Source organism: Streptomyces sp. AC550_RSS872 (assembly GCF_019049285.1).
Lineage (GTDB): Bacteria > Actinomycetota > Actinomycetes > Streptomycetales > Streptomycetaceae > Streptomyces.
On record NZ_JAGMUL010000091.1, the window covers coordinates 57,700 to 81,609 of the forward strand.

A 23,910-nucleotide genomic window follows, 5' to 3' on the forward strand; every position below is an offset into this window, starting at 1 on the left:
CATGAGGCGGGTTCACGTCGGCTCACGCATCGGGCGAAGGGCCCCGTCCACGCGGCATCCGCGCAGGACAGGCCCGTGTCCCGGTCGTCGGCTCAGTCCTCGTGCCCGAGCTGAAGATCACGTTCCGTACGGCCCCCTCCGGCGACCTGGAGCACGGTGGCGACCGGTGGGTAACCGGTGGCGATGACGGTGTACTCGCCGGTGGACAGGTCGACGAACCGGAAAGTGCCGTCCGGTCCGGTGGTGAGGGTGTCCATGACGTTGCCGGCCGCATCGAGGAGGGTCACGCGCGCGTCCTCGACGGGGCGCCCGCCCCCCGCCCGCACGGTGCCGCGCAGCAGGGCGCCGCCGGCGAGTTCGATGTCCTGGCGGGTCTCCCGTGCGGCCTTGACGGTGACGGGGACGGCGGCCGGGCGGAACGCGGCCGCGCTCGCGGCGAGGGTGTACTCGCCTGCGACGAGTTCGGTGATGACATAGCCGCCCTCGCGTCCGCTGCGGGTGGTGGCGACGACCTCGCCGCGCACGTCGGTGAGTGTGACGGTGGCGTCCACGGGGGTGCCGTCCGGGGTGAGGACCTTCCCGGCGAGGCGTCCGGCGCCGCCGAGGACGATGTCCAGTTCGACGGGGCCGTCGCCGACGGTCACGGAGACGGCCTGCGGCTGGTGGCCGCCCGCCGCCGCGATCATGACGTACGACCCCGGGCCCGGCGTCGCCAGCGCGTACCGTCCGTCCTCGCCGCTCGCGCCCCGCCCGACCTGCTGCCCGGTGACGTCGATGAGGGTGAGTGCGGCGTGGCGTACGTACGTCCCGTCGGGATGCTGCACGGTGCCGTGGACGGGGACTTCGGCGGCGTAGTGCGAACGAGCCTGCGGAATCTTGGGGTTCGCCGGCGCCGCGTCCGTCTCCGGGGCCGGGGCGTTGTGGGACGCCGCATCGGTCGACAGGGGGGTCTCCTTGAGGAAGAAGGCGATGAGCAGCCCGACGACGAGCACCGGCACGAGGTAGAGGAAGATCCTCGGCATGGCGTCGGCGTAGGCCTGGATGTAGTCGTCGCGCAGCGCGGCGGGCAGGGTGTGGACGAGCTGCGGGGTGATCGACTCGGGGTCGGGCAGCTCGGCGCCCGCGCGCGTGGGCAGCCGTTCGGCCAGGGCGTCGGCGAGCCGGCCGGCGAACAGCGTGCCGAAGATCGCGGCGCCGACGCTGCCGCCGATCTGCCGGAAGTAGTTGTTGGCGCTGGTGGCGGTGCCCAGGTCGGTGGGGCGCACGGAGTTCTGCACGGCGAGGATCAGGACCGGCATCACCATGCCGATACCGGCACCGAGTACGGCCATCCAGATGCTGTAGTGCAGCCGGGGCGTGTCCACTTCGAGGCGGGACAGCAGCCACATGCCGACGGTCGAGAGCGCGCTGCCGAGCACGGTGTAGATCTTGTAGCGGCCGGTGAGGCTGATCAGCTGACCGCAGACGATGGAGGCGCCGACGATGCCGCCCATCATCGGCAGCATCAGCAGGCCCGACTCGGTGGCCGTGGCCCCGTCGACCATCTGGAGGTAGGTCGGCAGATAGCTGGCGGCGCCGAACAGGGCGACTCCGATCACCAGGCCGACGAGTCCGGTGACGTTGAAGACGGAGTCCCTGAACAGCCTGAGCGGGATGAGGGGTTCGGCGGCGTAGTGCTCGGCGACGAGGAAGAGGACGGCGGCGAGGGCGGCTCCGGCGCCGAGGCCGAGGATGACGCGGGAGTCCCAGGCGTACTCGGTGCCACCCCAACTCGTCAGCAGGACCAGACAGGTGGAGGCGGCGGCGAGCAGCAGGGCGCCGAGGACGTCGAGCCGGGCCTTGGCCTTCGGCCTGGGCAGCTTCAGTACGACGGCGACGACGACCAGGGTGACGAGGCCGAAGGGGACGTTGATATAGAAGCACCAGCGCCAGGAGAGGTGGTCCGTGAAGTAGCCGCCCAGCAGGGGCCCGGCGACCGAGGCGAGGCCGAACGCGGCGCCGATCAGGCCCATGAAGCGGCCGCGTTCCCGGGCCGGCACGATGTCCGCGATGATCGCCTGGACACCGATCATGAGCCCGCCGGCGCCGACGCCCTGGACCGCGCGGTAGGCGATCAGCTGGTCCATGGTCTCGGCGCGACCGGCGAGCGCGGAGCCGATGACGAAGACGACGATCGCGAACTGGAAGACGCCCTTGCGGCCGAGGAGATCGCCGAGCTTGCCGTAGATCGGCAGGCCGACGGTGGCGGTGAGCAGGTAGGCGGTGATCGCCCAGGACATCTTGTCCAGGCCGTGCAGCTCGCCGACGATCTTCGGCAGCGCGGTGGCGACGATCATCTGCTCCAGCGCGGCCAGCAGCAGCGCGAGCATCAGTCCGAAGAAGACCAGGCGCACGCGGCGCGGGCTCAGTTGGGGCTCGGCCTCCTGAGATGGAGCCGGTGGAGGAGGTGCGGTGACGGTTTCGTCCTGCACCAAAGTCGTGCCGCCCACGGACCGCTCCCCTCGCCGTACCTGCTCACATTTCCCGCAATAGGCGACAACTACGAGCAAGCACGGCGAGTTACGGCGCCGTCCCGGACACGACCGAGATCCACTCGAACCGGTGAGGAGGCCAAGGGCCCCCGCACACCGGGGACTTACTTCTCGACCTCGGCGGCGAGCTTGGCGAGCAGCGCGTCGTAGATGCGGCCGAGGCCCTTGGGAGCGAAGGTCTTCTCGAAGAAGCCGCCGATGCCGCCGGCGCCCTGCCAGGTGATGGTGACGACGACCCGGGACCTGCCCTCGCCGGCCGGCGTGACCCGCCAGGTGGTGACCATGGAGGAGTTGCGGTCCTTCTCGACGAGCTCGCCGTCGGTGGGCTCGCTGACCTCCAGGAGGCAGTCGCGCACGCGCTTGCTGGTGGCCTGGAGCTTCCAGTGGACGAGGGTGCCCTCGCCGTCACCGCCCTCGCGCACCTCGTACTCGCTGAAGTGCTCGGGCAGGACCTTCTGCCGGGTGCCGCTGTAGTCGGCGAGGGCGTCGAACACCTTCTCCGCGTCCGCCGCGACGACCCGCTCCGTAGTGGCCTCGACCTGCGCCATTGACTTCCTCCAGGACCTGATTTCTCGGGGGTTGGAGCAAGCCAACCACCCCGCTGCCACAGCGCCCAAATCGGGGTCCCGATCAACTCACGGAAGCGGTCGCACAGCGATCGAAAACGAAGCGGGGACATAGGTCGCACGATCAAGGGAACATGTGTTCTATTCTGGGGCTCAGTGCTACCGAGGAGGCACCATGCGCTGGGAGAACCTCACCCTGGAGTCCGATCACAGCCGGGCCGACTCCGCCCTGTTCGGCGCGGACGCCGTGGTCACCCGGACCTTCGACACGCCCGAGTTCGCCGGGATCACGTTCCATGAGATCCGGGCCCGCTCGATCGTCAACCGGGTCCCGGGCGCCTCGCGCATGCCCTTCGAGTGGACGGTCAATCCCTACCGGGGCTGCTCGCACGCGTGCGCGTACTTCACTGCATGACCCTGTTGAGGCCGGGAGGGCCGATGCTCAGCACTCCGAACGCGGACAAGGCCTGGAAAGGCATGACGAGGTCATTCCCGACCCCGGAGGCGCCAGGCCGGCATGCCGCCCCGAGCAAGGCGGAGAGGACGGCTTACGCCGTGCTGCTGCATGGACCGGCTGCGCACTCAGGCGGCACCGACGCGAGTCAGTGGCTGCTGCTGCGCGACCGCACAGCGAAGCGCCTGTAACCGACGCACCAGCAGCAGCTACGAATGCGCGCGACGTCTGCGCCGTGACCGTCACCGAGCCCGAGGTCGCGCAGGGCGCGCTCCACGCCCCAGCGGCGCTGCGCGATCCCGCCTCGGATCTCCGCCGCGCGCGGGCATCCTGCTCAGGAAGAGCCCCTCCAGGTCCGGACGGACGAGCAGCTGGTAGATGACGCGCGGCACGGAGTCGTCGATGTGGTTGCTGATCCGGGCGCCGCTTCCTGCGGGGCCAGGCGGTCCGCTCCTGAACACGACGACGGCCTGCACAACCCCAACGGGTCGCGCAGGCGTCGTCGCGCCGGCCCCCGACTTACACCAGCAGCGTCGGGCGACCGCTCGGGGGCTTTGGGTCAGCCGAGCAGTTCGCGGGCGGCCAGGGCGGTGCCTTCGACGCGGGCGCTGATCTTGGCGAAGGCGGTGTCGCGGGAGGTGGAGGTGTCGTCGGCGAAGGGGGAGAAGCCGCAGTCGTCGCAGGTGCCCAGACGATCGATGGGCAGGTGACGGGCGGCGGCCAGGACGCGGTCGCGTACCTGTTCGGGCGTCTCGACACGCGGGTCGATCGGGTCGGTGACTCCGATGAACACCTGGGCCTCGTCAGGGAGGTGTTCTGCCAGGACGGCGAGGACCTTGTCCGGTTCCGGCTCGCTGGAGAGCTGGACGTAGAAGGCGCCGGCCTTGAGCCGCAGGAGTGTGGGAAGCAGAGCCGTGTAGTCGACGTCCAGGCTGTGGGTGGAGTCCTGATCGCCGCCCGGACAGGTATGAATCCCGATCCTGGCCTGTTCGGCGGTCGAGAAGCGTTCCAGGACACGGTTGTTGAGGGCGATGAACTGATCCAGCAGGCCTCCGCTCGGGTCGAGCTTCAGCGCGAGACGGGCCTCGGTGAAGTCGAGCTGGACGCGGTGCGCACCGGCGTCCAGACAGCGGCGGATGTCCGCTTCGGCCTCGGCGGTGAGGTCGTCGAGGAAGGATTCGCGGGGGTATCCGTCGATACCGTCGGGCGGGTAGAGCAGGCTGAGCGCCGACGGCGCGATGACCGCCTGCTTCACCGGCAAGGCGGTGTGCCGGCGTGCGGCGTGCAGGTAGCGGTCGGCGTACGTGCCGTAGCGCAGTGGTCCGGCCGTCAGGCGGGGCAGCTGCCGCTGGTGTCCGTCGGCGAACGGGATGACGACGCCGTCGGGTGCCAGTGCGGTCAGGCCGGTCAGGGGGTAGGTGGCGAAGCTGGGCTTGGCCTGTTCTCCGTCGGTGACCACCGGGGAGCCGATTTCCTCAAGTCGGCGGACGGTGTCGCCAACCGCGCGTTCCTGGGCGACGGCGAGTTCCTCGTCGCTGATCCGGTCCGCGGCATGGTCCGCCATGGCGGCGAGCAGCTCGGCGGGCCGCGGGATGCTACCGATCGGTTCGGTGGGAATGTCCACCGTGGCCCGGCTCACGGCCCGATCTCCAGCTGTGCCTCACCGTTGCTGCCCCGGAGTCCGGACAACAGGCACGTCGTGGGCAGCTGACCGGGGAGCGCGGCAACGGTCCGATGCGCCGCCAGCCCTGCGCCCCGCCCCTCGACGACCCGGCCCGACAGCCTGACGACGAGAACGCCGGCGACACGAATGCTGGTGCTGCTGTCGTACGCGATCGACGACCGTTTCCCGTCGGCGTAATGGACGACTTCCCCAAGGCGCGGGCTGTTCACCGTGATACAGGACGCCGCGGGCGACGTCCCTTCCATGTAGCCGGTGGCCGGCACCGTCCGGCCGGGAGCGACCCCGCAGGTGTAACTGGCGTGCGTCTGGACGCGGGTCTGGCGGGGAAGCACGGTCAAGGGCGGGTCGTACGTGCTGGTGCTGGAACCCGTACACAGGACGCTCTCTGTGGGCACGGACTCGTGGGCCTGACCAGATGGAGCCCACACCACCGACGAGACCACCAGGCCCAGGGAACTCAGCGCCACTGCCGCACCGTGTCTGCCGAACATCCACCCTCCACGGAATCCGATCTTCCAACGGGCAGTGACTACCCCAGGCCGCTTCAGCCGCACCCGGCTCCCTGAGGCACACCACCCGCGCGAAAAGCGCAGTCCGCGTCGGAGAAACGCCCCCACGCCCCCCAAAAGGGGCGCCTTGATCCCCAACCCGACGGGTAGGACAGCCAATTCGGAAGGAAGCACCCACCTGCGAACTCACGGCGGAAGGAATCACGATGGACCAGACAGCCGCGCACAGGCTCGTCTTCGCCATGCTGGACGCGGACGGAGACGGAACCGTCTCCAGAGAGGAATACATGGCGCGCACCAGGAACGTGGCGCTGGCCATGGGACTCAAGGAAGACGACCAGCTCGTCATCACCGCACGCACCCTCGGCGAGCGTGCGTGGGCGTCGATGGACGCCGACCGCGACGGAAAGATGACCTTCGACGAGTACACGGCATGGGCCGGCGCCGAGGCGTTCGACACCGTCTGCGCGCCCGTCCTCGGCGCGCTCTTCGACCTCGCCGACGCCGACCAGGACGGCGCCCTCGACCTCTGCGAGTTCACCGCCCTGCGCACGGCACTGAACAACCCGGCCACCAACGCCGAAGCCGCGTTCGCGGCCCTGGACACCAACGGCGACGGCCGCATCAGCCGCGACGACTACCTCGCGTCCATCCGGGCTCATGTCGTCGGCGAAGGCTCCCCCATGGGCAGGGCGCTGTACAGCAGGCCGCTCTCCGACATCCCAGCGTGATGATCAACGCCATGGCGCAGACCAGCCTGGCGCTGCCGACCGGCCGACCGCTCGTGCCGGGCACCGCAGAAGGTAGTCACCGAGATCTGTGACGCCACGGGGCGTCGAAGTCCGCCCGGGCCCAGGCTCCGGCTCGGCCTCCTGGCGAGCCGGCGCCGACCCGACACTCCGTGGCGAAGCCGACGTGTCACGCCGGGCAGGCCTGTACGCGCCGCCGCCTGCCGGCTTCCCATGGCAGCCGACGAGGGCATGGGGCGGCTCACGTCGACGCTTCCCTGCGGCCACTATCGCGCTCAGTCACAGCTGAGGTGTGACTGAGCGCCTCAGTTGGTTGTCACCGCGCTTGCGTGACCGCTACGCCAGGAGCAGCCTGCGCGCTACGTCGTCGGGCTGAGATACGGCACGAGCGGGGACACCCCCGGTTGGCCGCAGAAGTCAGAGGTCGAAGTGACGGCGGGCCGCCTCGATGTGACCGAGGTACTGGCGGGTCCAGCAGCACATCCCGTCGACTGTCGCTCGCAGAGCCTGGCCCGGCTCGGTGAGGGTGTACTCGACCCGCGGTGGGACGGTGGGGTACACGGTGCGCTCGACCAGACCGTTGCGCTCCAGCATGCGCAGGTTCTGGGTGAGCATTTTGTGGCTGATGCCCTCGATCTCGTTGCGCAGCTCGCTGAAGCGCAGGGTGCGATCCCCGAGACCCTCAACGATCAGGAACGCCCACTTGTTGGCGACGTCGGAGAAGATCTCCCGCGCCAAGGAGTCCGCACGCGCCAGGTCTGCATCCTCGGGCGAGCCTGTGAACTGCTTGGTCACCATAAGGTTCTCCAGTCACCAAAAAGTGCGTTCTTCCACCTCAGCGACCACTCTCCTACGGTTCCTGAGTAACCACAAGAGACCAATGGCGGCACGGTCAGCGCGGACGCGAGCCCACCGGCGCTCAGGACAAGGAGACACGCACCATGGCCATCACCTTTGTGAACCCCAGCGGCTTGCCCAAGATCGATGTCTACCGGCAGGTGTCGATCGCATCCGGATCGAGGCTGGTATTCATCGCCGGGCAGGTCGCCTGGGACGCCGAGGGGGACACGATCGGCGAAGGCGACCTCGCCGCCCAGGTCGAGCAGAGCTATCTCAACGTCGGCACCGCCCTGGCCGAGGTCGGCGGTTCCTACGACGACGTGGCGAAGCTGACCTTCTATGTCGTCGACTGGACCCCCGACAAGATGCCCGCGCTCCTGGAAGGGATCTCCCGGGCGGCCGCGAAGCTGGGGGTCACCCCGGTTCCTCCGGCCACACTGATAGGCGTTGCGGCACTGGACGTCCCCGACCACCTGGTCGAGATCGAAGCCACCGCGATCCTCGACTGAACAGATGCCCTTCGCTCACTGAGCGCCGAATTGGCAAACTACGGCGCTCAGCGGCCGGCCAGCAGGTTGTGACGGCCCATCCGGAATGGCTACGGCTGGAGGATGCGGGCTCTGGGCAGGCTGAAGGAGGCTCGCCCGTACATCTGCCGTTTGATCGTCTTGATTCTGTTGGCGTGCCCCACGTAGCGGTTCGCAACGCAACCAGGCCTCGCCCCGCACCAGCTGGTCACGGACCTCGTCGGCGATCACGTACGGAGCAATCAGCTGATCCAGCCCGCACACATCCGACCGCACTCTGGCCCGCGTACCCACCCCGCCAGCACAACACCGTGACAGGAGGCCCAGAGCGCACTCCTGCGACATGGTCACAACACGCATCGAGCCGATCAGGACCGCACCTATTCGGCGTGCAGGCATGACCGAGTTCGGTCACGAAACGAACGGTGCACAAGCACTCGCCCTCAGCCACCGTCCGTTCCGCGCCTTCAAACAGCCGCGAAAGGCTCGAGTTCATCGGCAGCACGCGCCTCCCGCGTGCGGGACACCGTGAGCACGAGCGCCTGAACGACTGCTCCAGACAGACCCATCCACAAAGCGAACCGATAGCTGACCTGGTCGGCAAGGTATCCGCCGATCGGCGCCCCGACCGCCACCATCCCCCAGTTGAACGAGCGGATCGTGGCATTCATCGCCCCGGCATCCGGTCGGCGTGACCGCTTGGCGCTAGCTCATCTCCACCGGGCTTTCGATCGAGATCGCCAAGGACTCCACGAAGAAAGCCAGCGACACCGATACCAGCCCCCACAGCCCACGCTCAGCGAGAACCAGCGGGAGCCAGCCGACGGCGGCAAGGAGGCGGAACGCAATCAAGGTGACCCCGACTGACCTGGCCGGGCAAGGTCAGTTCAGTGATGCCCAAGACCGTGCTGGCCGGGCGGTGGTCGCCGAAGTACCCCACGTTGCTACGTGCGCGGCTTGCCATTGCGGAGCGGCGGTGGCTTCTGCCCCACCGGCACCATGGCCGCTCTGATCTGCGGTATCGAGGTTGAAATGCGCCTACTCGATGCGTGGCCGATGAGGTGAGGGGCGAATGCCACACCCTGACATCTGTCAGGGACGCGACGTCCCTGGCGCGGTCTACAGTTCGAGGCGCTGGCTCGGGGGACCTCTTGGCCGCTACGGCGGCTGAAGCAGGAGCGCCGTGAACGCTCCGGTCGGATAACAGCAGTAGCCGTTGTGACGACATGCCGAAGGTCCCGGCCGGCGGGCATTACGGCAAAGAGCCGATCTGCGGGATCCGTCCGCCCTTAGACCAGGGAGAAGACATGCACAGTATCCGCCGGATCTTCAGCGTGGGAGCGGCCGCGCTCATGCTCGGGGCAGGGCTCGTGGTCGGTTCTTCCGGTGCGGCTCAGGCGGAGCCGTCGGACTGCACGGGAGGAGCGAATGGTTTCACCGACATTCCGGACAGTCTCAGCGGCCGCGGCGTGGCGGGTGCGGGGGCAGTGATAGCCGATTTCGGCGGCAGGCCGTGGGCCGTCGCCTCGTACGGGATGCACACCGGCACTGTCGGGGGCCGACAGATGGGGTGGGGCGTTCTGAGCACCAGCTCCAGCACGTGGGGCGCCGGTGCCATCGGAGTGGTCTGGATGGACGTCACCAACGACGGCAAGAACTCGTGGATCCAGTGCGGCCCGTTCACTACGACTGCGAGCGGCGCCAGGATCACGACCCCGGCCTACCCGACCAGCAACTCGGCGAGTCGGGCCTTCCGCGTCTGCGCGCAGGTGACCAGTGCCTCCCCCCAGAGCGGCATCACCTGCACGCCCTGGTGGTAGACCACCCCCACGCCCCGGGTTCCGCGACATCACGGCCCGGCAAGCGCCTGCTGCGGTGGAGCCGCGAGCAACTCCTGGATGGCGAACGCGGTCTCGTCATCGGCGGCCGCGACCTCCACCACGGCCAGGCCCGGTTGTGCCACATGCGCGTCAATGATCTGCCTCGTGCACAGCACTACGCGTCTGGCGCCCGCAGCAGTTCTCCCACACCGGCCATCTTCACCCGACCGAGTATGGTCGCGGTCATTGCGCCGACTGAGGCGGTGCTGGCTGCGATCGCGGAGCTCCGGGACGATCTCGACACCGAGGAGTGGATGCCGGATGCGAACGAGCGAGTGATCGCCGTGGCGGTGCGGGCAGAGGACAGGGCGAGCGCGGCCGCCATCCGGTCCGGACTGCGGGCGGCCGACCCGGACGTGACGGATGGGCGGCTCGCCGGTTGTGGCCCGGGCCGGGTACGTGCTGGACGGCATGAGCCTCACCGGCGCGGAGGACAAGTGTCAGGTGCAGGCCGCCCTCGATGAGCTGCTGGACCTGGTGGCGCTCGCAGGCCTGCACCGCCGGGCCTGACTGGCGAGTGCGAACTCTTCGACGACGTCGCACGTGTAGTAGCCACGGTCTGGGTGCTGGTACTGGTTGACGAGATGGACGCGGTCGATCGTGATCTCGACGCGCGGCGGCCGCAGTGCCCGCAGCGCCCGGTTCAGCTTCTGGTCCGGGAAGGCGGCGCGGCCGTACGCCATCGTGGCGTGAGCCCAGAATTTGGCATCCTGGGCCCGCAGGGAGATGCCGGGCACCTTCCCCGCTGCCGCCCGGGCCCGCACGTTGAGCTGGGCCATGCCGTCCTCCGGATAGACGGCAACGGTGATCGCGGTGACGCCGGGCCACACCGGACCGAGCTGAACCGGGAAAGGCTTCATGCCGGCCATCTCAGCCCGGAGAGCTTCGCGGAGCTGGGTCATCTGGGCGTCGTCGATAGCGTGGTGAATGCCCTGGACTTCCCTGTTGAATCGGCATGGCATTACGGCTTCGCGGACCTGTTCGGCCTCCCGGCGCCGGGCACGGTACGCCTTCGGGCCGCAGGCGGGGCGGTCGAAGACCGCGTCACGGCGGACCGTGCCCGAGCGCGAAGCGGGTCCCGCACACCGGGCGCGTTACCACCTGCTCGGTCTCCTCGCCGTTGATGAACGCGATGGCGATGCTCGTCGTCTCGACGCGGTGCCGGCGGTCGCGGCGGGCGGCGGCTTTGCACTTCGAGGAGCAGAACACCGCGTCACGGCGGGGTAGTCCGCAACGGCCCCCAGCAGCGCCTGCACCGGCATACCCGTCCGGCCATGCCTCCACCGTACGCGCGAAGGAACCGCGCCTTCGAGACCCCGGCGGGGGAAGGACGTCGTCCGTCAGCTGTGAGGCGGATGAACCCTGTCGCCCCGCTACGGCGTCCGGCCGGCCTCGACCGCCTCACAACATGCCGCCCCCCGCTTCGAGCAAGAGGGCACCGTGCAGTTGGCCCCCCTGCACAGGGTCCACCTTGGCCAGAGCAGCGACCGCGGCGAAGTGGTACCAGCGCCGGATCACCCGTCAGGTCCACGACCTGGCGCAGGAGTACGGCATCGGCCCCACGCGCGCGGGGATGCCGCGCCGGATCCGCGAGTCCGAACCGGTGCCGGAGCCCGCCGGGCACACACGGTGCGAACCGACCCGGCTCTCCCTGCTCTGAGGTCATCGCAGACCCGGAGTGCATTGGAGGGCATCTGCGATCCAATAGGGTCAAGTCTGCTCAGAAACAGTTCTTCCAGGCGTCCGATCCGGGATGAATGCGGCCAGGACTGTGGCCTACGCGGTCCGGAACGCTCCGTCCTGGGAGGACCACCATGGGAAAACGCGCAGCCCTGCTGTGCGGCGCCGCCGTCGTCCTGGCCGGAAGCGTGACGGCCGCCCCCGCCGAGGCCAGTGCCCCGCACTCCGGGGAGAGCGCCCAGGCCGCGCCCCTCACCTGGAATAAGTGCGGCACCACCAAGTACCCGACGCTCCAGTGCGCCTCGCTCGACGTACCCCTCGACCACGCCGACCCGCACGGCCGGCGGATCACCCTCGCGCTGTCCCGCGTCCCGCACACCGCGAAGAAGTACCAGGGCCCGCTGCTGGTCAACCCGGGCGGCCCCGGGGGCAGCGGTCTCACGCTCGCCGGGTTCGTCGCCGCGGCACTGCCGAAGCAGGTGGCGGCGCAGTACGACGTCATCGGTTTCGACCCACGCGGAGTCGGCAAGAGCAGGCCCGCCCTCACCTGCGACCCCGGCTACTTCGCCCCCGTCCGCCCGGACTCCGTGCCCCGCACCCGCCAGATCGAGCAGGCCAACCTCCAGCGGGCCAAGGCCTTCGCACGGGCCTGCGGTGAGAAGTACGCAGACCTGCTGCCGTACATCAACACGATCAGCGCGGTGCGGGACATGGACCGGATCCGCGCGGCACTGGGCGCGCGGCAGATCAACTACTTCGGCTACTCGTACGGCACCTACCTCGGCACGGTCTACGCCAAGCTCTTCCCGGAGCGGGTGCGGCGCGCGGCGTTGGACTCGGTCGTCGACCCCACCGGCGTCTGGTACGAGGCCAACCTCGCGCAGGACGTCGCCTTCGACGACCGGCATCGCGCGTTCCTTGCGTGGGTCGCCAAGCACGACAGGACGTACGGGCTCGGCGCCGATCCTTCCAGGGTCGAGGCCAAGTGGTACGCGATGCGGACGGCCCTGGCCAACGCGCCGGCCGGGGGCAGGGTCGGTGCCTCCGAGCTGGAGGACACCTTCCTTCCCGGCGGCTACTTCAACGGCTACTGGCCCTATCTCGCCGAGGCGTTCGCGGCGTACGCGAACCACAGGGACGCTGCCCCCTTGATCGAGGCGTACGAGAGGTTCGGCGCCTCGGACGCGTCCGACGAGAACAGCTACAGCATCTACGCTTCCGTGCAGTGCCGGGACGCCGCCTGGTCCCGCGACTGGCACCGGTGGCGGGCGGACAACTGGGCCGTGTACGCGAAGGCGCCGTTCATGACCTGGAACAACGCCTGGTACAACGCGCCGTGCGCGTTCTGGCCTACGACCTCGCTGTCCTCGCCGAGCATCGCCAACAGCAAGGTGGCGCCGGTACTGCTGTTCCAGTCGACCGGCGACGCGGCCACCCCGTACCAGGGTGCCGTCACGGTGCACCGGCAGTTGGCCCGCTCCAGCCTGGTGGTCGAGCGGGGCGGCGGCAACCACGGCATCACCCTGGGCGGGAACCGCTGCCTGGACAGGCACCTCGCGGCCTACCTGACCGACGGCACCGTGCCGCGCGGCACGGGCGCGGTCGACGCGGTGTGCGAGGCCCGGCCCGACCCGAAGCCGCTGAGCTCCAAGGTGGCCTCGACGTCGGCCCGCGGCGCGGAACTGCACCAGCTGATCGGTTTCCGCCACTGAGCCCCTGGCCGCCCGGCTGTCCGACCTCCTGACGGCTAAACAGGAGGCAGACCGGAGCGGGCGGTCTCTAGGGTGCAGCCATGAACGACGATCACCGCATCGGAATCCGCCGTATGACCCTGGCCGACTGCCACCGCGTCGCCGAGATCCGGGTCGGCGGCTGGCGCAGCGCCTATCAGGGGCTCATGCCGCAGTCGTACCTGGACGCCATGGATGTGGCCCGGGACGCCGATCGCCGCCGCGCCCACTTCACGGGGGCGGACCGACGGGTGGTGAACCTGGTCGCGGAGGAGGAGGGCAGGGTGGTCGGCTGGGCCTGCCACGGCCCGTACCGCGACGGCGAAGCGCACACCGAGGACGCCGAGTTGTACGCCCTCTACGTGGACCCCGGACGGTACGGCGCCGGCACGGGCCACGCCCTGCTCCAGGAGTCGATACGCCGGTGCACGGCCGCCGGACGACGCCGCATGCTCCTGTGGGTCCTCAAGGACAACACCCGCGCCCGGCGCTTCTACGAGCGGGCGGGCTTCCGGGCGGACGGCTCCGAGGAGCCCTTCGAGGTGGACGGCGTCGAGGTGCCCGAGGTGCGGTACATGCGGGAGCTGGGGGCTCACCGCTGACGCGGAATCCGCGCCAGCGCCCGGACCGCCGCCTCCGCCAGTGCCGGGTGGGCCAGGGCCTCGTTCAGGACGCGTCTGGCGCGGGTGTCGCCGAGGGTGCCGAGGCCCTCGACGCAGGCGAGGGCCACGCGGCGGTAGGGGTCGTGGGGGCGCAGGCGGCGTTCCAGGGTGGTGATCAGGGCGGGGACGGCCTCGGGGGCGCGCAGTTCGACCAGGAGGCGGACCGGGAGCAGGGCGTAGGCGACGCGGAGTTCGTTGGTGGCGAGGGCGGCCGCCGCGCGGGCCGTGCGCGGGTCGCCGAGCCGGGCGAGGGCGTGGGCGGCGGAGACACAGCGCTCCGGATCGCGGTGGTTGAGCAGCAGGACGAGGGACTCGAAGGCCCGTCGGTCGCCCGCGAGGCCCAGCCGGAACGCGGCCAGCTCCCTGGCCCACAGCGGCTGTCCGGGCGCGGTGAGCACGCTCGCCAGTTCGTCGAGGTCCTCGGTCGCCGCGAGGTGCTCGTACGCGGCCGACGCCCCGGACTCCTGCCGTAAGCGCTCCGTGAGTGATCGCAACTCTTCGTCCATGAAGGCGAGCGTATGCAAGCGGCCCGCGTCACGGGACCTACATCACAAAGACGAGGTCTGGCGCGCTCGTTACCCACCGGTTAAGCTCATACGAGCGAGTCACCCACTCGTGGATTTGCTTGCAGCGGCCTGGTGACGCAGCCGCCGCGAGTGTTGGTCGGTTCGGTACTTCATGTACCTCAGTACGACTCGGCTCCGGGACAGGGCCGGTCGGATCCGCCGTTCCCCGGCGCGTGTGCACGCGCTCGGCGACGGCACCGGGCGTGTGCGCCAGAAGCCCGGCAACGACACCCGCACTCACTCCATTCCGCACCCGGTGCGCCTTCTCGGCGCACCCGGGCGCATTCCAGTCGTCACCCTCATTCCTGGAGTCCCGCGATGGCCACTCCCCTGTCCGACACCTCGTCCGACACCCCTCTGTCCCCGCTCAAGACTGTCGCCGTCGTCGGCCTCGGCACCATGGGCACCGGCATCGCCGAGATCCTGGCCAAGGCCGGTCGCGAGGTCATCGGCATCGACATCAGCGAGGCCACGGCCGCCAAGGCCGTCGCCGCGCTGGAGACCTCGACCGCCCGTGCCGTGGAGCGCGGCCGGCTGACCGAGGAGGAGCGCGCGGACGCCCTCGCCCGCATCCGCACCTTCACCGAACTGCGGGCCGCGGCCGACGCGGACCTGGTCATCGAGGTGGCGCCGGAGTCGTACGAGATCAAGCAGCAGATCTTCCGTGAGCTGGACGGGATCGTGCGCCCCGAGACGATCCTGGCGACCGGCACCAACGCCCTCTCGGTCACGCGCCTGGCCGCCGACTCGGCCCGTCCCGAGCGGGTTCTCGGACTGCACTTCTTCAACCCGGCGCCCGCGATGCGCCTGGTCGAGGTCGTCTCCTCCGTGCTGACCGCGCCGACGGCGGTCACCGCGGTCACCAACCTCGCCCTGGACCTCGGCAAGGAGCCCGTCGCGGTCGGCGACCGGCCCGGCTTCGTCGCCGACGGCCTGCTGTTCGGCTACCTCAACCAGGCGGCCGCGATGTACGAGGCGAAGTACGCCTCCCGCGAGGACATCGACGCCGCGATGCGGCTGGGCTGCGGACTGCCGATGGGGCCGCTGGCCCTGCTCGACCTGATCGGCATCGACACCGCGCGCCGGGTCCTGGAGGCCATGTACGCCGAGTCCCGCGACCGGCTGCACGCCCCCGCGCCGATCCTCAAGCAGCTCAGCGAGGCCGGCCTGACGGGCCGTAAGTCGGGCCGCGGCTTCTACACGTACGAGGCGCCGGGCAGCGCCACCGTCGTGCGGGACGCGCTGACGCCGCTGGACGGCGCCGCCCTCACCCCCGGCCGTACGGTCCGCTCGGTCGGCGTCGCGGGCTCGGGCACCATGGCGTCCGGGATCGCCGAGGTCTTCGCCAAGGCCGGGTACGAGGTCGTGCTGGCCGCCCGCAGCGAGGAGAAGGCGCAGGCCGCGAAGGCCCGTATCGGCAAGTCGCTTTCGCGCTCTGTCGACAAGGGGCGGATGACCGCCGAGGCCGCCGCGCAGACCCTGGACCTGATCACCGCGGCGGGTTCGTACGACGCGTTCGCCGACGTCGATCTGGCTGTCGAGGCCATCGCCGAGGACCTGGAGATCAAGCAGCAGCTGTTCGCGACGCTGGACAAGGTCTGCAAGCCGGGCGCGGTGCTGGCCACCACCACCTCGTCGCTGCCCGTCGTCGCCTGTGCCCGCGCCACCTCGCGTCCGCAGGACGTGATCGGTATGCACTTCTTCAACCCGGCGCCGGCGATGAAGCTGGTCGAGGTCGTCCGTACGGTTCTGACGGACGACGAGGTCCACGCGACGGTCCGCGAGGTCTGCGGGAGGATCAAGAAGCACGCCGTGGACTGCGGTGACCGTGCCGGATTCATCGTGAACGCGCTGCTGTTCCCGTACCTGAACAACGCGATCAAGATGGTGGAGGAGCACTACGCGACGCTCGACGACATCGACGCCGCGATGAAGCTGGGCGGCGGCTACCCCATGGGCCCCTTCGAGCTGCTGGACGTCGTCGGGCTCGATGTCTCCCTGGCGATCGAGAAGGTCCTGCACCGCGAGTTCCGCGACCCGGGTCTGGCTCCGGCGCCGCTCCTGGAGCACCTGGTGGCCGCGGGCTGCCTCGGCCGCAAGACCGGCCGCGGCTTCCGCGAATATGCCCGGCGCTGAGCAGCCCGGGGACTGGTTCAGAAGCGGTCAGGAGTGGGGCGGGCTGCTGGACCCCGGCAGCCCGCTTCCGGCCTCCCGGCACGGCTCGGCCCCAGCTGCCGAACCGGGGCCTCCCCCGCCTGCCGAGGGCGGGGGAAACCCGGTACATGCGCATCAAGCTGCGCACATGCAGTACGTTCGGGTCATGTCCCAGCCCGCCAAGTCCTCACGTACACCAGCCACGCCCGACGCGCCGGAAAGTGCCGCCGGCAGTCGCGCAGCCGCCCAACGGCTCAAGATGCGCCGCGAACTGGCGGCCGCGGCGATGGAGCTGTTCGCGACCAAGGGGTACGAGGCGACCACCGTCGACGAGATCGCGGCCGCGGCCGGGGTCGCCCGGCGCACGTTCTTCCGCCACTTCCGTTCCAAGGAAGAGGCGATCTTCCCGGACCACGACGACACCCTGATCCGCGCCGAGGCGGTGCTCAACGCCGCCCCGGCCCATGAGCACCCGCTCGACACGGTGTGCCGCGGCATCAAGGAGGTCATGCGGATGTACGCGGCGCGGCCGGAGATCTCGGTCGCCCGCTACAAGCTGACGCGCGAGGTGCCCACCCTGCGCGAGGCGGAGATCGCGTCGGTGGCCCGCTACGAGCGCCTCTTCACCCGCTATCTCCTCGGCCACTTCGACGAGCACGCGCACGACGACGACGCCAACGACGACCCGCTGCTGGCGGAGGTCGCCGCGTCCGCCGTGGTCACCGCCCACAACCACGTCCTGCGGCGCTGGCTGCGGGCCGGCGGCCAGGGCGACGTGGAGGCACAGCTCGACCATGCCTTCGCGATCGTACGGAGGACGTTCGGCACGGGTATCGGGGCGGGCCGGGACACCGCGCCGCGCACGGCGCCCGCCTCCGTGGCCTCGCAGGGCGAGGTGCTGGTGACGGTGGCGCGGACCGACGCGCCGCTCGACGAGGTGATGCGGACGATCGAGCAGGCGCTGAAGGAGCGGGCCTAGGCTCTGCGCAGGGGGCTCGCGACGGATCCCTCGGTGGGAACCATCGCGTCGGCTCATCCGTCCTCCAATTCGAAGCACGATCTTCATGGTTGCGCGACGGAAGTGAGTTGCCATGCAGGCGAATGACCCGACCAAGCTCGAAGCCACGCTGGCCGACGGGCGGCGCATGACGCTGTCCCTCCCCACGACGGACGCGAAGTGGGCGGCCGACGGCATAGGGGGCCTGCGCGCCGTCCCGCCCACGCACACGGGCCGCGGGGAAGAACCCCCTGCCCTTCCCGAGGAGCCGGCGCTTCCCCTGCAAGTAGCCCTGCTGGGCCTGGGCGCCTAGGGTCTGGGCGCCCAGGGCCCGTCCGGCGGATCATGCCGGCGTCGCGAAAGACGCCGGATGGAGCGGCCCGGCGCGCATCGGGCCGCCGACCCGGGATCCGCCTCCCCTGTCGGCAGCCCCCGCCCATCAGCCGCCCCGTAGCCGGGGCCGGCATGTCGTGGCCGGTGGCGAGGAGGGTGCGAGGGCGGCCCGGGAGGGGCCGCGGGCCCAACAGAGGCAGTCCATCCGGGGTCATCGTGCGCGGCCCCATCCACTCCTGCTCCCGCCGCTCCCAGTCGGCCCCGGCAGATACGGCCGCGCGGCCGCCACCAACGCCTCCACGCGGCCCGGCCGGAAACGGTCCGGGTCCCGGTCGGACTCCGTCGTCCCGGTGCCCCGCACGCCCTTGCCCAACGACGCCGGCACCGCCTTCGCCGACCCCAGATGGACCAGCCGTCTCGACAGCGACCCGGCCGGCACCGAGAAGCTGTAGCCCTTCCCGGCGGCCACCGCTCGTCCAGCGGCAGACCGAGATCCTCCTGGAGGAAGGAGCCCTGCTGCGCTCCCGACTGCTGCGCTCCCGACTGCTGCACGAGCGGACGGTCGACGACTGCGTACGGGACATCGCGCTGAACGACCCCGAGGTGGTCGACGCCGAGACGGTGGCGGCGCGGATGGCGGAGCCGGGGCCGATCCGCGGCTGTCGCGTACGACTGTGGTGCTGGACGTCCGGACGCGCGGGGCGTCACGAGTGTCGCTGCTGCGGAGGGTCCGGTAGGTGTTCGGCTCCGCTCAGGACGTGACCGGGGAGCTCGCGGCCGGCCGGTACGCCGTTCTGCACGCCTCGGCCGGCCACCCGAAGCAGCTCGTCGAGCGATGCTCCGCGTTGGGGGAACGGCTGGGCGGGCGGCACGAGGCCGACGCGCGGTGCGGGATCGGTGAGCCGGGCCGGGGCGTCGCCGGGGTGCAGGCCTCGCACCGGGACTCGGCACTGGCACTGCGTGCCGGTCCCCCGGCTGGAGCCGGACGGCCGTGTCTTCGCCGTGGCCGACCTGCGCGTGCCCAGCTCGCGGCCTCGGTGGTACGGCACGAGCGCGCCCGGTACGCGGCCGCGGTCCCTGGTACGGCACGAGCGCGCCCGGTACGCGGCCGCGGTCCCTGCTGGACTGCGTGTGAGAGGACCGGCCGGTGCTGCGGGAGACGCTGATCGCCTGGGCGGAGGGCGGCTTCCAGCTGGTCCGCGCGGCGGAGCGGCTCGCGGTCCACCGGAACACGCTCCTCCACCGGCTGACGAAGATCGCGAGCTGAGCGGACGCGCGGTGCGGGCGCCACGTACCGCGACGGCCATGGTCCTGACCGATAGCACCCGATAAGAACCTACTCGTCGGTAGCTTTGATCGATCATCGCTCATTTGTTACGTAAAGATTTCATCTGAGAGCAAGTTCTGGCACTCGGTGCCTTGCCAGGTGACACGCCGTGCCATACGTTGAAGGAGTCCGGGCGGCCGGCGTGCAGAGACCTTTCGTACGTCGGCTGTCCCCGCAAACCCTCCCCGGGGTCTGCGCGCCCGGCGCCTGCGTCACAGGCAACCTCCCGCGCCACAAAGCGCTGCCGAACAGCACAACAGCCGAACCGACGGCACCCACAAAAACCCTCAGCAGCACCGACGTAACCCTCAGCACCCTCCCTCAGGGTGCTCACCGCCGGAGGCAACACCGTGACCGTGAAGGACATTCTGGACGCGATCCAGTCGCCGGAATCGACGCCGGCCGACTTCGCCGCTCTGCCGCTCCCCGAGTCGTACCGCGCGATCACCGTGCACAAGGACGAGACGGAGATGTTCGCGGGCCTACAGACCCGCGACAAGGACCCCCGCAAGTCGATCCACCTGGACGACGTGCCGGTGCCGGAACTCGGCCCGGGCGAGGCCCTGGTGGCCGTCATGGCCTCCTCGGTCAACTACAACTCCGTCTGGACCTCGATCTTCGAGCCCCTGTCGACCTTCGGGTTCCTGGAGCGCTACGGCCGGCTCAGCGAGCTGACCAAGCGCCACGACCTGCCGTACCACATCATCGGCTCCGACCTCGCGGGCGTCGTCCTTCGCACCGGCCCGGGCGTCAACTCCTGGAAGCCCGGTGACGAGGTCGTCGCGCACTGTCTGTCCGTCGAGCTGGAGTCCAGCGACGGTCACAACGACACCATGCTCGACCCCGAGCAGCGCATCTGGGGCTTCGAGACGAACTTCGGCGGCCTCGCGGAGATCGCCCTCGTCAAGTCCAACCAGCTCATGCCCAAGCCGGGCCACCTGAGCTGGGAGGAGGCCGCCGCCCCGGGCCTGGTGAACTCCACCGCGTACCGTCAGTTGGTCTCCCGCAACGGCGCCGGCATGAAGCAGGGCGACAACGTCCTGATCTGGGGCGCGAGCGGCGGACTCGGCTCGTACGCCACGCAGTTCGCCCTCGCCGGTGGCGCCAACCCGATCTGTGTCGTCTCCAGCGACCAGAAGGCGGACATCTGCCGGGCGATGGGCGCCGAGGCGATCATCGACCGCAACGCCGAGGGCTACAAGTTCTGGAAGGACGAGAACACCCAGGACCCGAAGGAGTGGAAGCGCTTCGGCAAGCGCATCCGCGAGCTCACCGGCGGCGAGGACGTCGACATCGTCTTCGAGCACCCGGGCCGCGAGACCTTCGGCGCCTCCGTGTACGTCACGCGCAAGGGCGGCACGATCGTCACCTGCGCCTCCACCTCGGGCTACAACCACGAGTACGACAACCGCTACCTGTGGATGTCGCTGAAGCGGATCATCGGCTCGCACTTCGCCAACTACCGCGAGGCCTGGGAGGCCAACCGGCTCATCGCGAAGGGCAAGATCCACCCGACGCTGTCGAAGGTCTACTCCCTGGAGGAGACCGGCCAGGCGGCCTACGACGTGCACCGCAACCTCCACCAGGGCAAGGTCGGCGTGCTGTGCCTCGCCCCCGAGGAAGGTCTCGGCGTGCGCGACGAGGAGATGCGCGCGCAGCACATCGACGCCATCAACCGCTTCCGCAACATCTGAGACACCCGGGGTCATAGATGACTGAGCGTCAGCCCGCCGAAGGCACGCGGGAGAAGGACCGGCCGTGGCTCATGCGCACGTACGCCGGTCACTCCACGGCCGAGGCGTCCAACGAGCTGTACCGGCGCAACCTCGCCAAGGGGCAGACCGGCCTGTCGGTCGCGTTCGACCTGCCCACGCAGACCGGCTACGACTCCGACCACATCCTCGCCCGCGGCGAGGTCGGCCGGGTCGGCGTGCCGGTCGCGCACCTCGGTGACATGCGCCGGCTGTTCCAGGACATCCCCCTGGAGCAGATGAACACCTCGATGACGATCAACGCCACCGCCATGTGGCTGCTGGCGCTCTACCAGGTCGTCGCCGAGGAGCAGGGCGCGGACATCACCAAGCTCCAGGGCACGACCCAGAACGACATCGTCAAGGAGTACCTGTCGCGGGGGACCCATGTCTTCCCGCCGGGACCCTCACTCCGGCTGACGACGGACATGATCGCGTACACGGTCTCCCACATCCCGAAGTGGAACCCGATCAACATCTGTAGCTACCACTTGCAGGAGGCGGGCGCCACGCCGGTCCAGGAGATCGCGTACGCGATGTCCACCGCGATAGCGGTTCTCGATGCCGTACGCGACTCAGGGCAGGTCCCCGCCGAGAAGTTCGGGGACGTCGTGGCCCGTATCTCCTTCTTCGTGAACGCGGGCGTCCGCTTCATCGAGGAGATGTGCAAGATGCGGGCGTTCGGGCGGATCTGGGACCAGGTCACGCGCGAGCGCTACGGCATCGAGAACCCCAAGCAGCGCCGCTTCCGGTACGGCGTCCAGGTCAACTCCCTCGGTCTGACCGAGGCGCAGCCGGAGAACAACGTCCAGCGGATCGTGCTGGAGATGCTGGCCGTGACCCTGTCGAAGGACGCACGCGCGCGTGCCGTGCAGCTGCCGGCCTGGAACGAGGCCCTCGGTCTCCCCCGGCCCTGGGACCAGCAGTGGTCGCTGCGCATCCAGCAGGTGCTCGCCCATGAGAGCGATCTGCTGGAGTACGAGGACATCTTCGAGGGCTCGCACGTCATCGAGGCGAAGGTGAGCAAGCTCGTCGAGGAGTCCCTCGCGGAGATCGAGCGGATCCAGGAGATGGGCGGCGCGATGGCCGCCGTCGAGTCCGGCTACCTCAAGTCGCAGCTCGTCTCCTCGCACGCCGAGCGCCGGGCCCGGATCGAGTCGGGTCAGGAGAAGATCATCGGCGTCAACATCTTCGAGACGACCGAGCCGAACCCGCTGACCGCCGATCTCGACACGGCCATCCAGACGGTCGACCCGGCGGTCGAGGCCCGGGTGATCGCGGGTCTTCAGAACTGGCGCGACACCCGCTACCAGCCGCCCTTCAACCATCCGCGCCCGTGCAAGGCGCTGGAGAAGCTGAAGGAGGCCGCGAAGGGCACCGCCAACCTCATGGAGGCCACCCTGGAGTGCGCCCGCGCCGGGGTCACGACCGGCGAGTGGGCCGGGGCGCTGCGCGAGGTGTTCGGCGAGTTCCGGGCGCCGACCGGGGTCTCGTCGGCACCGGTCGCGGTCCCGGCGGAGGAGGGCTCGGCCATGGCCGAGGTCCGCCGCAAGGTCGACCTGACGGCGAAGGACATGGGCGTCGGCAAACTGCGCTTCCTGGTCGGCAAGCCGGGCCTGGACGGGCACTCCAACGGCGCCGAGCAGATCGCCGTGCGGGCCCGTGACGCCGGGTTCGAGGTGGTCTACCAGGGCATCCGCCTGACGCCCGAACAGATCGTGGACGCGGCCCTCGCCGAGGACGTGCACGCGGTCGGCCTGTCCATCCTCTCCGGATCGCACGCACAGCTGGTGCCGGACGTGCTGGAACGGCTCCGTGTGGCCGGTGCCACAGATATACCGGTGATCGCCGGTGGCATCATCCCGAATGGTGACGCCGAGCAGCTCAGGGCAGCCGGTGTGGCCGCCGTCTTCACCCCGAAGGACTTCGACATCACCGGAATCATCGGCCGCATCGTCGACGAGATCCGGAAAGCGAACAAGCTCGACCCCCTGGAGGTCCCCGCATGACCACGGTCAACCGCCTTCGCCCCCGGCGTTCCTGCCTGGCGGTACCGGGCTCGAACCCGCGCTTCCTGGAGAAGGCCCAGGGCCTCCCCGCCGACCAGGTCTTCCTCGACCTGGAGGACGCGTGCGCCCCGCTCGCCAAGCCCGAGGCGCGGCACACCATCGTCAAGTTCCTCAACGAGGGCGACTGGACGGGCAAGACGAGGGTGGTGCGCGTCAACGACTGGACGACGGAGTGGACGTACCGCGATGTCGTCACGGTCGTCGAGGGTGCCGGCCAGAACCTCGACTGCATCATGCTGCCGAAGGTGCAGACGGCCCAGCAGGTCGTGGCCCTGGACCTCCTCCTCACCCAGATCGAGAAGACGATGGGCTTCGAGGTCGGCAAGATCGGCATCGAGGCGCAGATCGAGAACGCCCAGGGTCTGAACAACGTCAACGAGATCGCGACCGCGTCCCAGCGCGTCGAGACCATCATCTTCGGCCCGGCCGACTTCATGGCGTCGATCAACATGAAGTCGCTGGTCGTGGGCGAGCAGCCGCCCGGCTACCCGGCGGACGCCTACCACTACATCCTGATGAAGATCCTGATGGCCGCCCGCGCCAACAACCTCCAGGCGATCGACGGCCCCTACCTTCAGATCCGCAACATCGACGGCTACCGCGAGGTCGCCCAGCGCGCCGCCGCGCTCGGCTTCGACGGCAAGTGGGTGCTGCACCCGGGCCAGGTCGAGGCGTCCAACGAGATCTTCTCGCCCTCCCAGGAGGACTACGACCACGCCGAGCTGATCCTGGACGCGTACGACTACTACACGTCCGAGGCGGGCGGCAAGAAGGGCTCCGCGATGCTCGGCGACGAGATGATCGACGAGGCCAGCCGCAAGATGGCGCTGGTCATCTCCGGCAAGGGCCGTGCGGCCGGCATGCAGCGCACCAGCAAGTTCGAGATCCCGGAGGCCTGAGC

At 69.8% G+C, this 23,910-nt stretch carries 21 protein-coding genes and 3 pseudogenes; 14 read left to right on the forward strand and 10 right to left on the reverse strand.

Annotation, left to right across the window (positions count from 1 at the left end):
- Positions 1-92: 92 nt before the first annotated feature.
- Entirely contained in the window at positions 93-2,489 is a 2,397-nt protein-coding gene (locus KUM44_RS28930; protein ID WP_217212579.1) for an MFS transporter, read from the reverse strand.
- Positions 2,490-2,635: 146 nt separating this feature from the next.
- On the reverse strand, positions 2,636-3,079 hold the full coding sequence (locus KUM44_RS28935) for an SRPBCC family protein (RefSeq protein WP_217212581.1): 444 nt from the start codon (positions 3,077-3,079) through the stop codon (positions 2,636-2,638).
- 193 nt (positions 3,080-3,272) lie between these two features.
- Between KUM44_RS28935 and KUM44_RS28940 the strand changes: the two are divergent.
- Positions 3,273-3,500: pseudogene (locus KUM44_RS28940) on the forward strand (radical SAM protein); the annotation flags it as partial.
- Positions 3,501-4,110: 610 nt separating this feature from the next.
- Here KUM44_RS28940 and KUM44_RS28945 read toward each other — a convergent pair.
- Both KUM44_RS28945 and KUM44_RS28950 read right to left on the reverse strand, forming a co-directional pair.
- Complete coding sequence (locus KUM44_RS28945; protein WP_217212803.1) at positions 4,111-5,175, reverse strand: cobalamin-independent methionine synthase II family protein; 1,065 nt, start codon at positions 5,173-5,175, stop codon at positions 4,111-4,113.
- Positions 5,176-5,186: 11 nt separating this feature from the next.
- The gene (locus KUM44_RS28950; protein WP_217212583.1) at positions 5,187-5,726 is read right to left on the reverse strand and encodes a hypothetical protein; all 540 of its coding nucleotides are present in this window, start codon (positions 5,724-5,726) and stop codon (positions 5,187-5,189) included.
- A 224-nt stretch (positions 5,727-5,950) separates the two neighbouring features.
- On the opposite strand from KUM44_RS28950, the gene KUM44_RS28955 reads away from it, so the two are divergent.
- The gene (locus KUM44_RS28955) at positions 5,951-6,475 is read left to right on the forward strand and encodes an EF-hand domain-containing protein (protein ID WP_217212584.1); all 525 of its coding nucleotides are present in this window, start codon (positions 5,951-5,953) and stop codon (positions 6,473-6,475) included.
- Between the two features lie 435 nt (positions 6,476-6,910).
- On the opposite strand, the gene KUM44_RS28960 is transcribed toward KUM44_RS28955, so the two are convergent.
- Positions 6,911-7,291: a helix-turn-helix domain-containing protein gene (locus tag KUM44_RS28960; RefSeq protein WP_217212586.1), complete on the reverse strand. Its 381-nt coding sequence runs from the start codon at positions 7,289-7,291 to the stop codon at positions 6,911-6,913.
- 143 nt (positions 7,292-7,434) lie between these two features.
- On the opposite strand from KUM44_RS28960, the gene KUM44_RS28965 reads away from it, so the two are divergent.
- Positions 7,435-7,842, forward strand: coding sequence for a RidA family protein (locus KUM44_RS28965; protein WP_217212587.1), 408 nt, complete (start codon positions 7,435-7,437; stop codon positions 7,840-7,842).
- Between the two features lie 485 nt (positions 7,843-8,327).
- Here the strand turns inward: KUM44_RS28965 and KUM44_RS28970 are convergent.
- A pseudogene (locus KUM44_RS28970) lies at positions 8,328-8,724 on the reverse strand (MFS transporter); the annotation flags it as partial.
- A gap of 443 nt (positions 8,725-9,167) precedes the next feature.
- On the opposite strand from KUM44_RS28970, the gene KUM44_RS28975 reads away from it, so the two are divergent.
- Complete coding sequence (locus KUM44_RS28975) at positions 9,168-9,680, forward strand: hypothetical protein (RefSeq protein ID WP_217212589.1); 513 nt, start codon at positions 9,168-9,170, stop codon at positions 9,678-9,680.
- 29 nt (positions 9,681-9,709) lie between these two features.
- Here KUM44_RS28975 and KUM44_RS46925 read toward each other — a convergent pair whose 3' ends face one another.
- From KUM44_RS46925 to KUM44_RS28985, 3 genes are all read right to left on the reverse strand, one after another.
- On the reverse strand, positions 9,710-10,153 hold the full coding sequence (locus KUM44_RS46925; RefSeq protein ID WP_302186066.1) for a DUF6207 family protein: 444 nt from the start codon (positions 10,151-10,153) through the stop codon (positions 9,710-9,712).
- Between the two features lie 27 nt (positions 10,154-10,180).
- Complete coding sequence (locus KUM44_RS28980; RefSeq protein WP_217212591.1) at positions 10,181-10,600, reverse strand: hypothetical protein; 420 nt, start codon at positions 10,598-10,600, stop codon at positions 10,181-10,183.
- 184 nt (positions 10,601-10,784) lie between these two features.
- Positions 10,785-10,949, reverse strand: a complete 165-nt coding sequence (locus KUM44_RS28985; RefSeq protein WP_217212593.1) for a hypothetical protein — start codon at positions 10,947-10,949, stop codon at positions 10,785-10,787.
- 265 nt (positions 10,950-11,214) lie between these two features.
- Between KUM44_RS28985 and KUM44_RS28990 the strand changes: the two are divergent.
- From KUM44_RS28990 to KUM44_RS29000, 3 genes and pseudogenes are all read left to right on the forward strand, one after another.
- Positions 11,215-11,400 (forward strand): annotated as a pseudogene (locus KUM44_RS28990) (radical SAM protein); the annotation flags it as partial.
- Positions 11,401-11,554: 154 nt separating this feature from the next.
- Positions 11,555-13,132 (forward strand): alpha/beta hydrolase, encoded by a 1,578-nt coding sequence (locus KUM44_RS28995; protein ID WP_217212595.1) that lies wholly within the window; start codon positions 11,555-11,557, stop codon positions 13,130-13,132.
- A gap of 80 nt (positions 13,133-13,212) precedes the next feature.
- Complete coding sequence (locus KUM44_RS29000) at positions 13,213-13,752, forward strand: GNAT family N-acetyltransferase (protein WP_217212597.1); 540 nt, start codon at positions 13,213-13,215, stop codon at positions 13,750-13,752.
- On the opposite strand, the gene KUM44_RS29005 is transcribed toward KUM44_RS29000, so the two are convergent.
- Complete coding sequence (locus KUM44_RS29005) at positions 13,743-14,318, reverse strand: adenylosuccinate lyase (protein ID WP_217212598.1); 576 nt, start codon at positions 14,316-14,318, stop codon at positions 13,743-13,745. The genes KUM44_RS29000 and KUM44_RS29005 overlap by 10 nt on opposite strands.
- 378 nt (positions 14,319-14,696) lie before the next feature.
- On the opposite strand from KUM44_RS29005, the gene KUM44_RS29010 reads away from it, so the two are divergent.
- The 7 genes from KUM44_RS29010 (at position 14,697) to KUM44_RS29040 (ending at position 23,908) form a co-directional block, all read left to right on the forward strand.
- Positions 14,697-16,514, forward strand: a complete 1,818-nt coding sequence (locus KUM44_RS29010) for a 3-hydroxyacyl-CoA dehydrogenase family protein (protein ID WP_217212600.1) — start codon at positions 14,697-14,699, stop codon at positions 16,512-16,514.
- Between the two features lie 184 nt (positions 16,515-16,698).
- Positions 16,699-17,511: a TetR family transcriptional regulator gene (locus KUM44_RS29015; protein ID WP_254390259.1), complete on the forward strand. Its 813-nt coding sequence runs from the start codon at positions 16,699-16,701 to the stop codon at positions 17,509-17,511.
- A 112-nt stretch (positions 17,512-17,623) separates the two neighbouring features.
- Positions 17,624-17,842, forward strand: a complete 219-nt coding sequence (locus KUM44_RS29020) for a hypothetical protein (RefSeq protein ID WP_217212604.1) — start codon at positions 17,624-17,626, stop codon at positions 17,840-17,842.
- A gap of 1,167 nt (positions 17,843-19,009) precedes the next feature.
- The gene (locus KUM44_RS29025; protein ID WP_217212606.1) at positions 19,010-19,129 is read left to right on the forward strand and encodes a helix-turn-helix domain-containing protein; all 120 of its coding nucleotides are present in this window, start codon (positions 19,010-19,012) and stop codon (positions 19,127-19,129) included.
- Positions 19,130-19,545: 416 nt separating this feature from the next.
- A complete protein-coding gene (ccrA, locus tag KUM44_RS29030) occupies positions 19,546-20,883 on the forward strand; it encodes a crotonyl-CoA carboxylase/reductase (RefSeq protein ID WP_217212805.1) in 1,338 nt (445 codons plus the stop codon).
- A gap of 17 nt (positions 20,884-20,900) precedes the next feature.
- Positions 20,901-22,949 carry a protein meaA gene (locus tag KUM44_RS29035; RefSeq protein ID WP_217212609.1) on the forward strand — a complete coding sequence of 683 codons (2,049 nt, stop codon included), beginning with the start codon at positions 20,901-20,903 and terminating at the stop codon, positions 22,947-22,949.
- A complete protein-coding gene (locus KUM44_RS29040; protein ID WP_048579464.1) occupies positions 22,946-23,908 on the forward strand; it encodes a CoA ester lyase in 963 nt (320 codons plus the stop codon). The genes KUM44_RS29035 and KUM44_RS29040 overlap by 4 nt, the downstream gene beginning before the upstream one ends.
- The last annotated feature ends 2 nt before the right edge of the window (positions 23,909-23,910 follow it).

Coding starts and splice junctions, on each gene's coding strand:
- KUM44_RS28980 (WP_217212591.1), bottom strand. CDS start 10,600: ATGAAGCCTTTCCCGGTTCAGCTCGGTCCGGTGTGGCCCGGCGTCACC.
- KUM44_RS29000 (WP_217212597.1), top strand. CDS start 13,213: ATGAACGACGATCACCGCATCGGAATCCGCCGTATGACCCTGGCCGAC.
- KUM44_RS28950 (WP_217212583.1), bottom strand. CDS start 5,726: ATGTTCGGCAGACACGGTGCGGCAGTGGCGCTGAGTTCCCTGGGCCTG.
- KUM44_RS29035 (WP_217212609.1), top strand. CDS start 20,901: ATGACTGAGCGTCAGCCCGCCGAAGGCACGCGGGAGAAGGACCGGCCG.
- KUM44_RS28965 (WP_217212587.1), top strand. CDS start 7,435: ATGGCCATCACCTTTGTGAACCCCAGCGGCTTGCCCAAGATCGATGTC.
- KUM44_RS29015 (WP_254390259.1), top strand. CDS start 16,699: ATGTCCCAGCCCGCCAAGTCCTCACGTACACCAGCCACGCCCGACGCG.
- KUM44_RS28935 (WP_217212581.1), bottom strand. CDS start 3,079: ATGGCGCAGGTCGAGGCCACTACGGAGCGGGTCGTCGCGGCGGACGCG.
- KUM44_RS28975 (WP_217212589.1), top strand. CDS start 9,168: ATGCACAGTATCCGCCGGATCTTCAGCGTGGGAGCGGCCGCGCTCATG.
- KUM44_RS29005 (WP_217212598.1), bottom strand. CDS start 14,318: ATGGACGAAGAGTTGCGATCACTCACGGAGCGCTTACGGCAGGAGTCC.
- KUM44_RS28960 (WP_217212586.1), bottom strand. CDS start 7,291: ATGGTGACCAAGCAGTTCACAGGCTCGCCCGAGGATGCAGACCTGGCG.
- KUM44_RS28995 (WP_217212595.1), top strand. CDS start 11,555: ATGGGAAAACGCGCAGCCCTGCTGTGCGGCGCCGCCGTCGTCCTGGCC.
- KUM44_RS29010 (WP_217212600.1), top strand. CDS start 14,697: ATGGCCACTCCCCTGTCCGACACCTCGTCCGACACCCCTCTGTCCCCG.
- KUM44_RS29040 (WP_048579464.1), top strand. CDS start 22,946: ATGACCACGGTCAACCGCCTTCGCCCCCGGCGTTCCTGCCTGGCGGTA.
- KUM44_RS28955 (WP_217212584.1), top strand. CDS start 5,951: ATGGACCAGACAGCCGCGCACAGGCTCGTCTTCGCCATGCTGGACGCG.
- KUM44_RS46925 (WP_302186066.1), bottom strand. CDS start 10,153: ATGCCGTCCAGCACGTACCCGGCCCGGGCCACAACCGGCGAGCCGCCC.
- KUM44_RS29020 (WP_217212604.1), top strand. CDS start 17,624: ATGCAGGCGAATGACCCGACCAAGCTCGAAGCCACGCTGGCCGACGGG.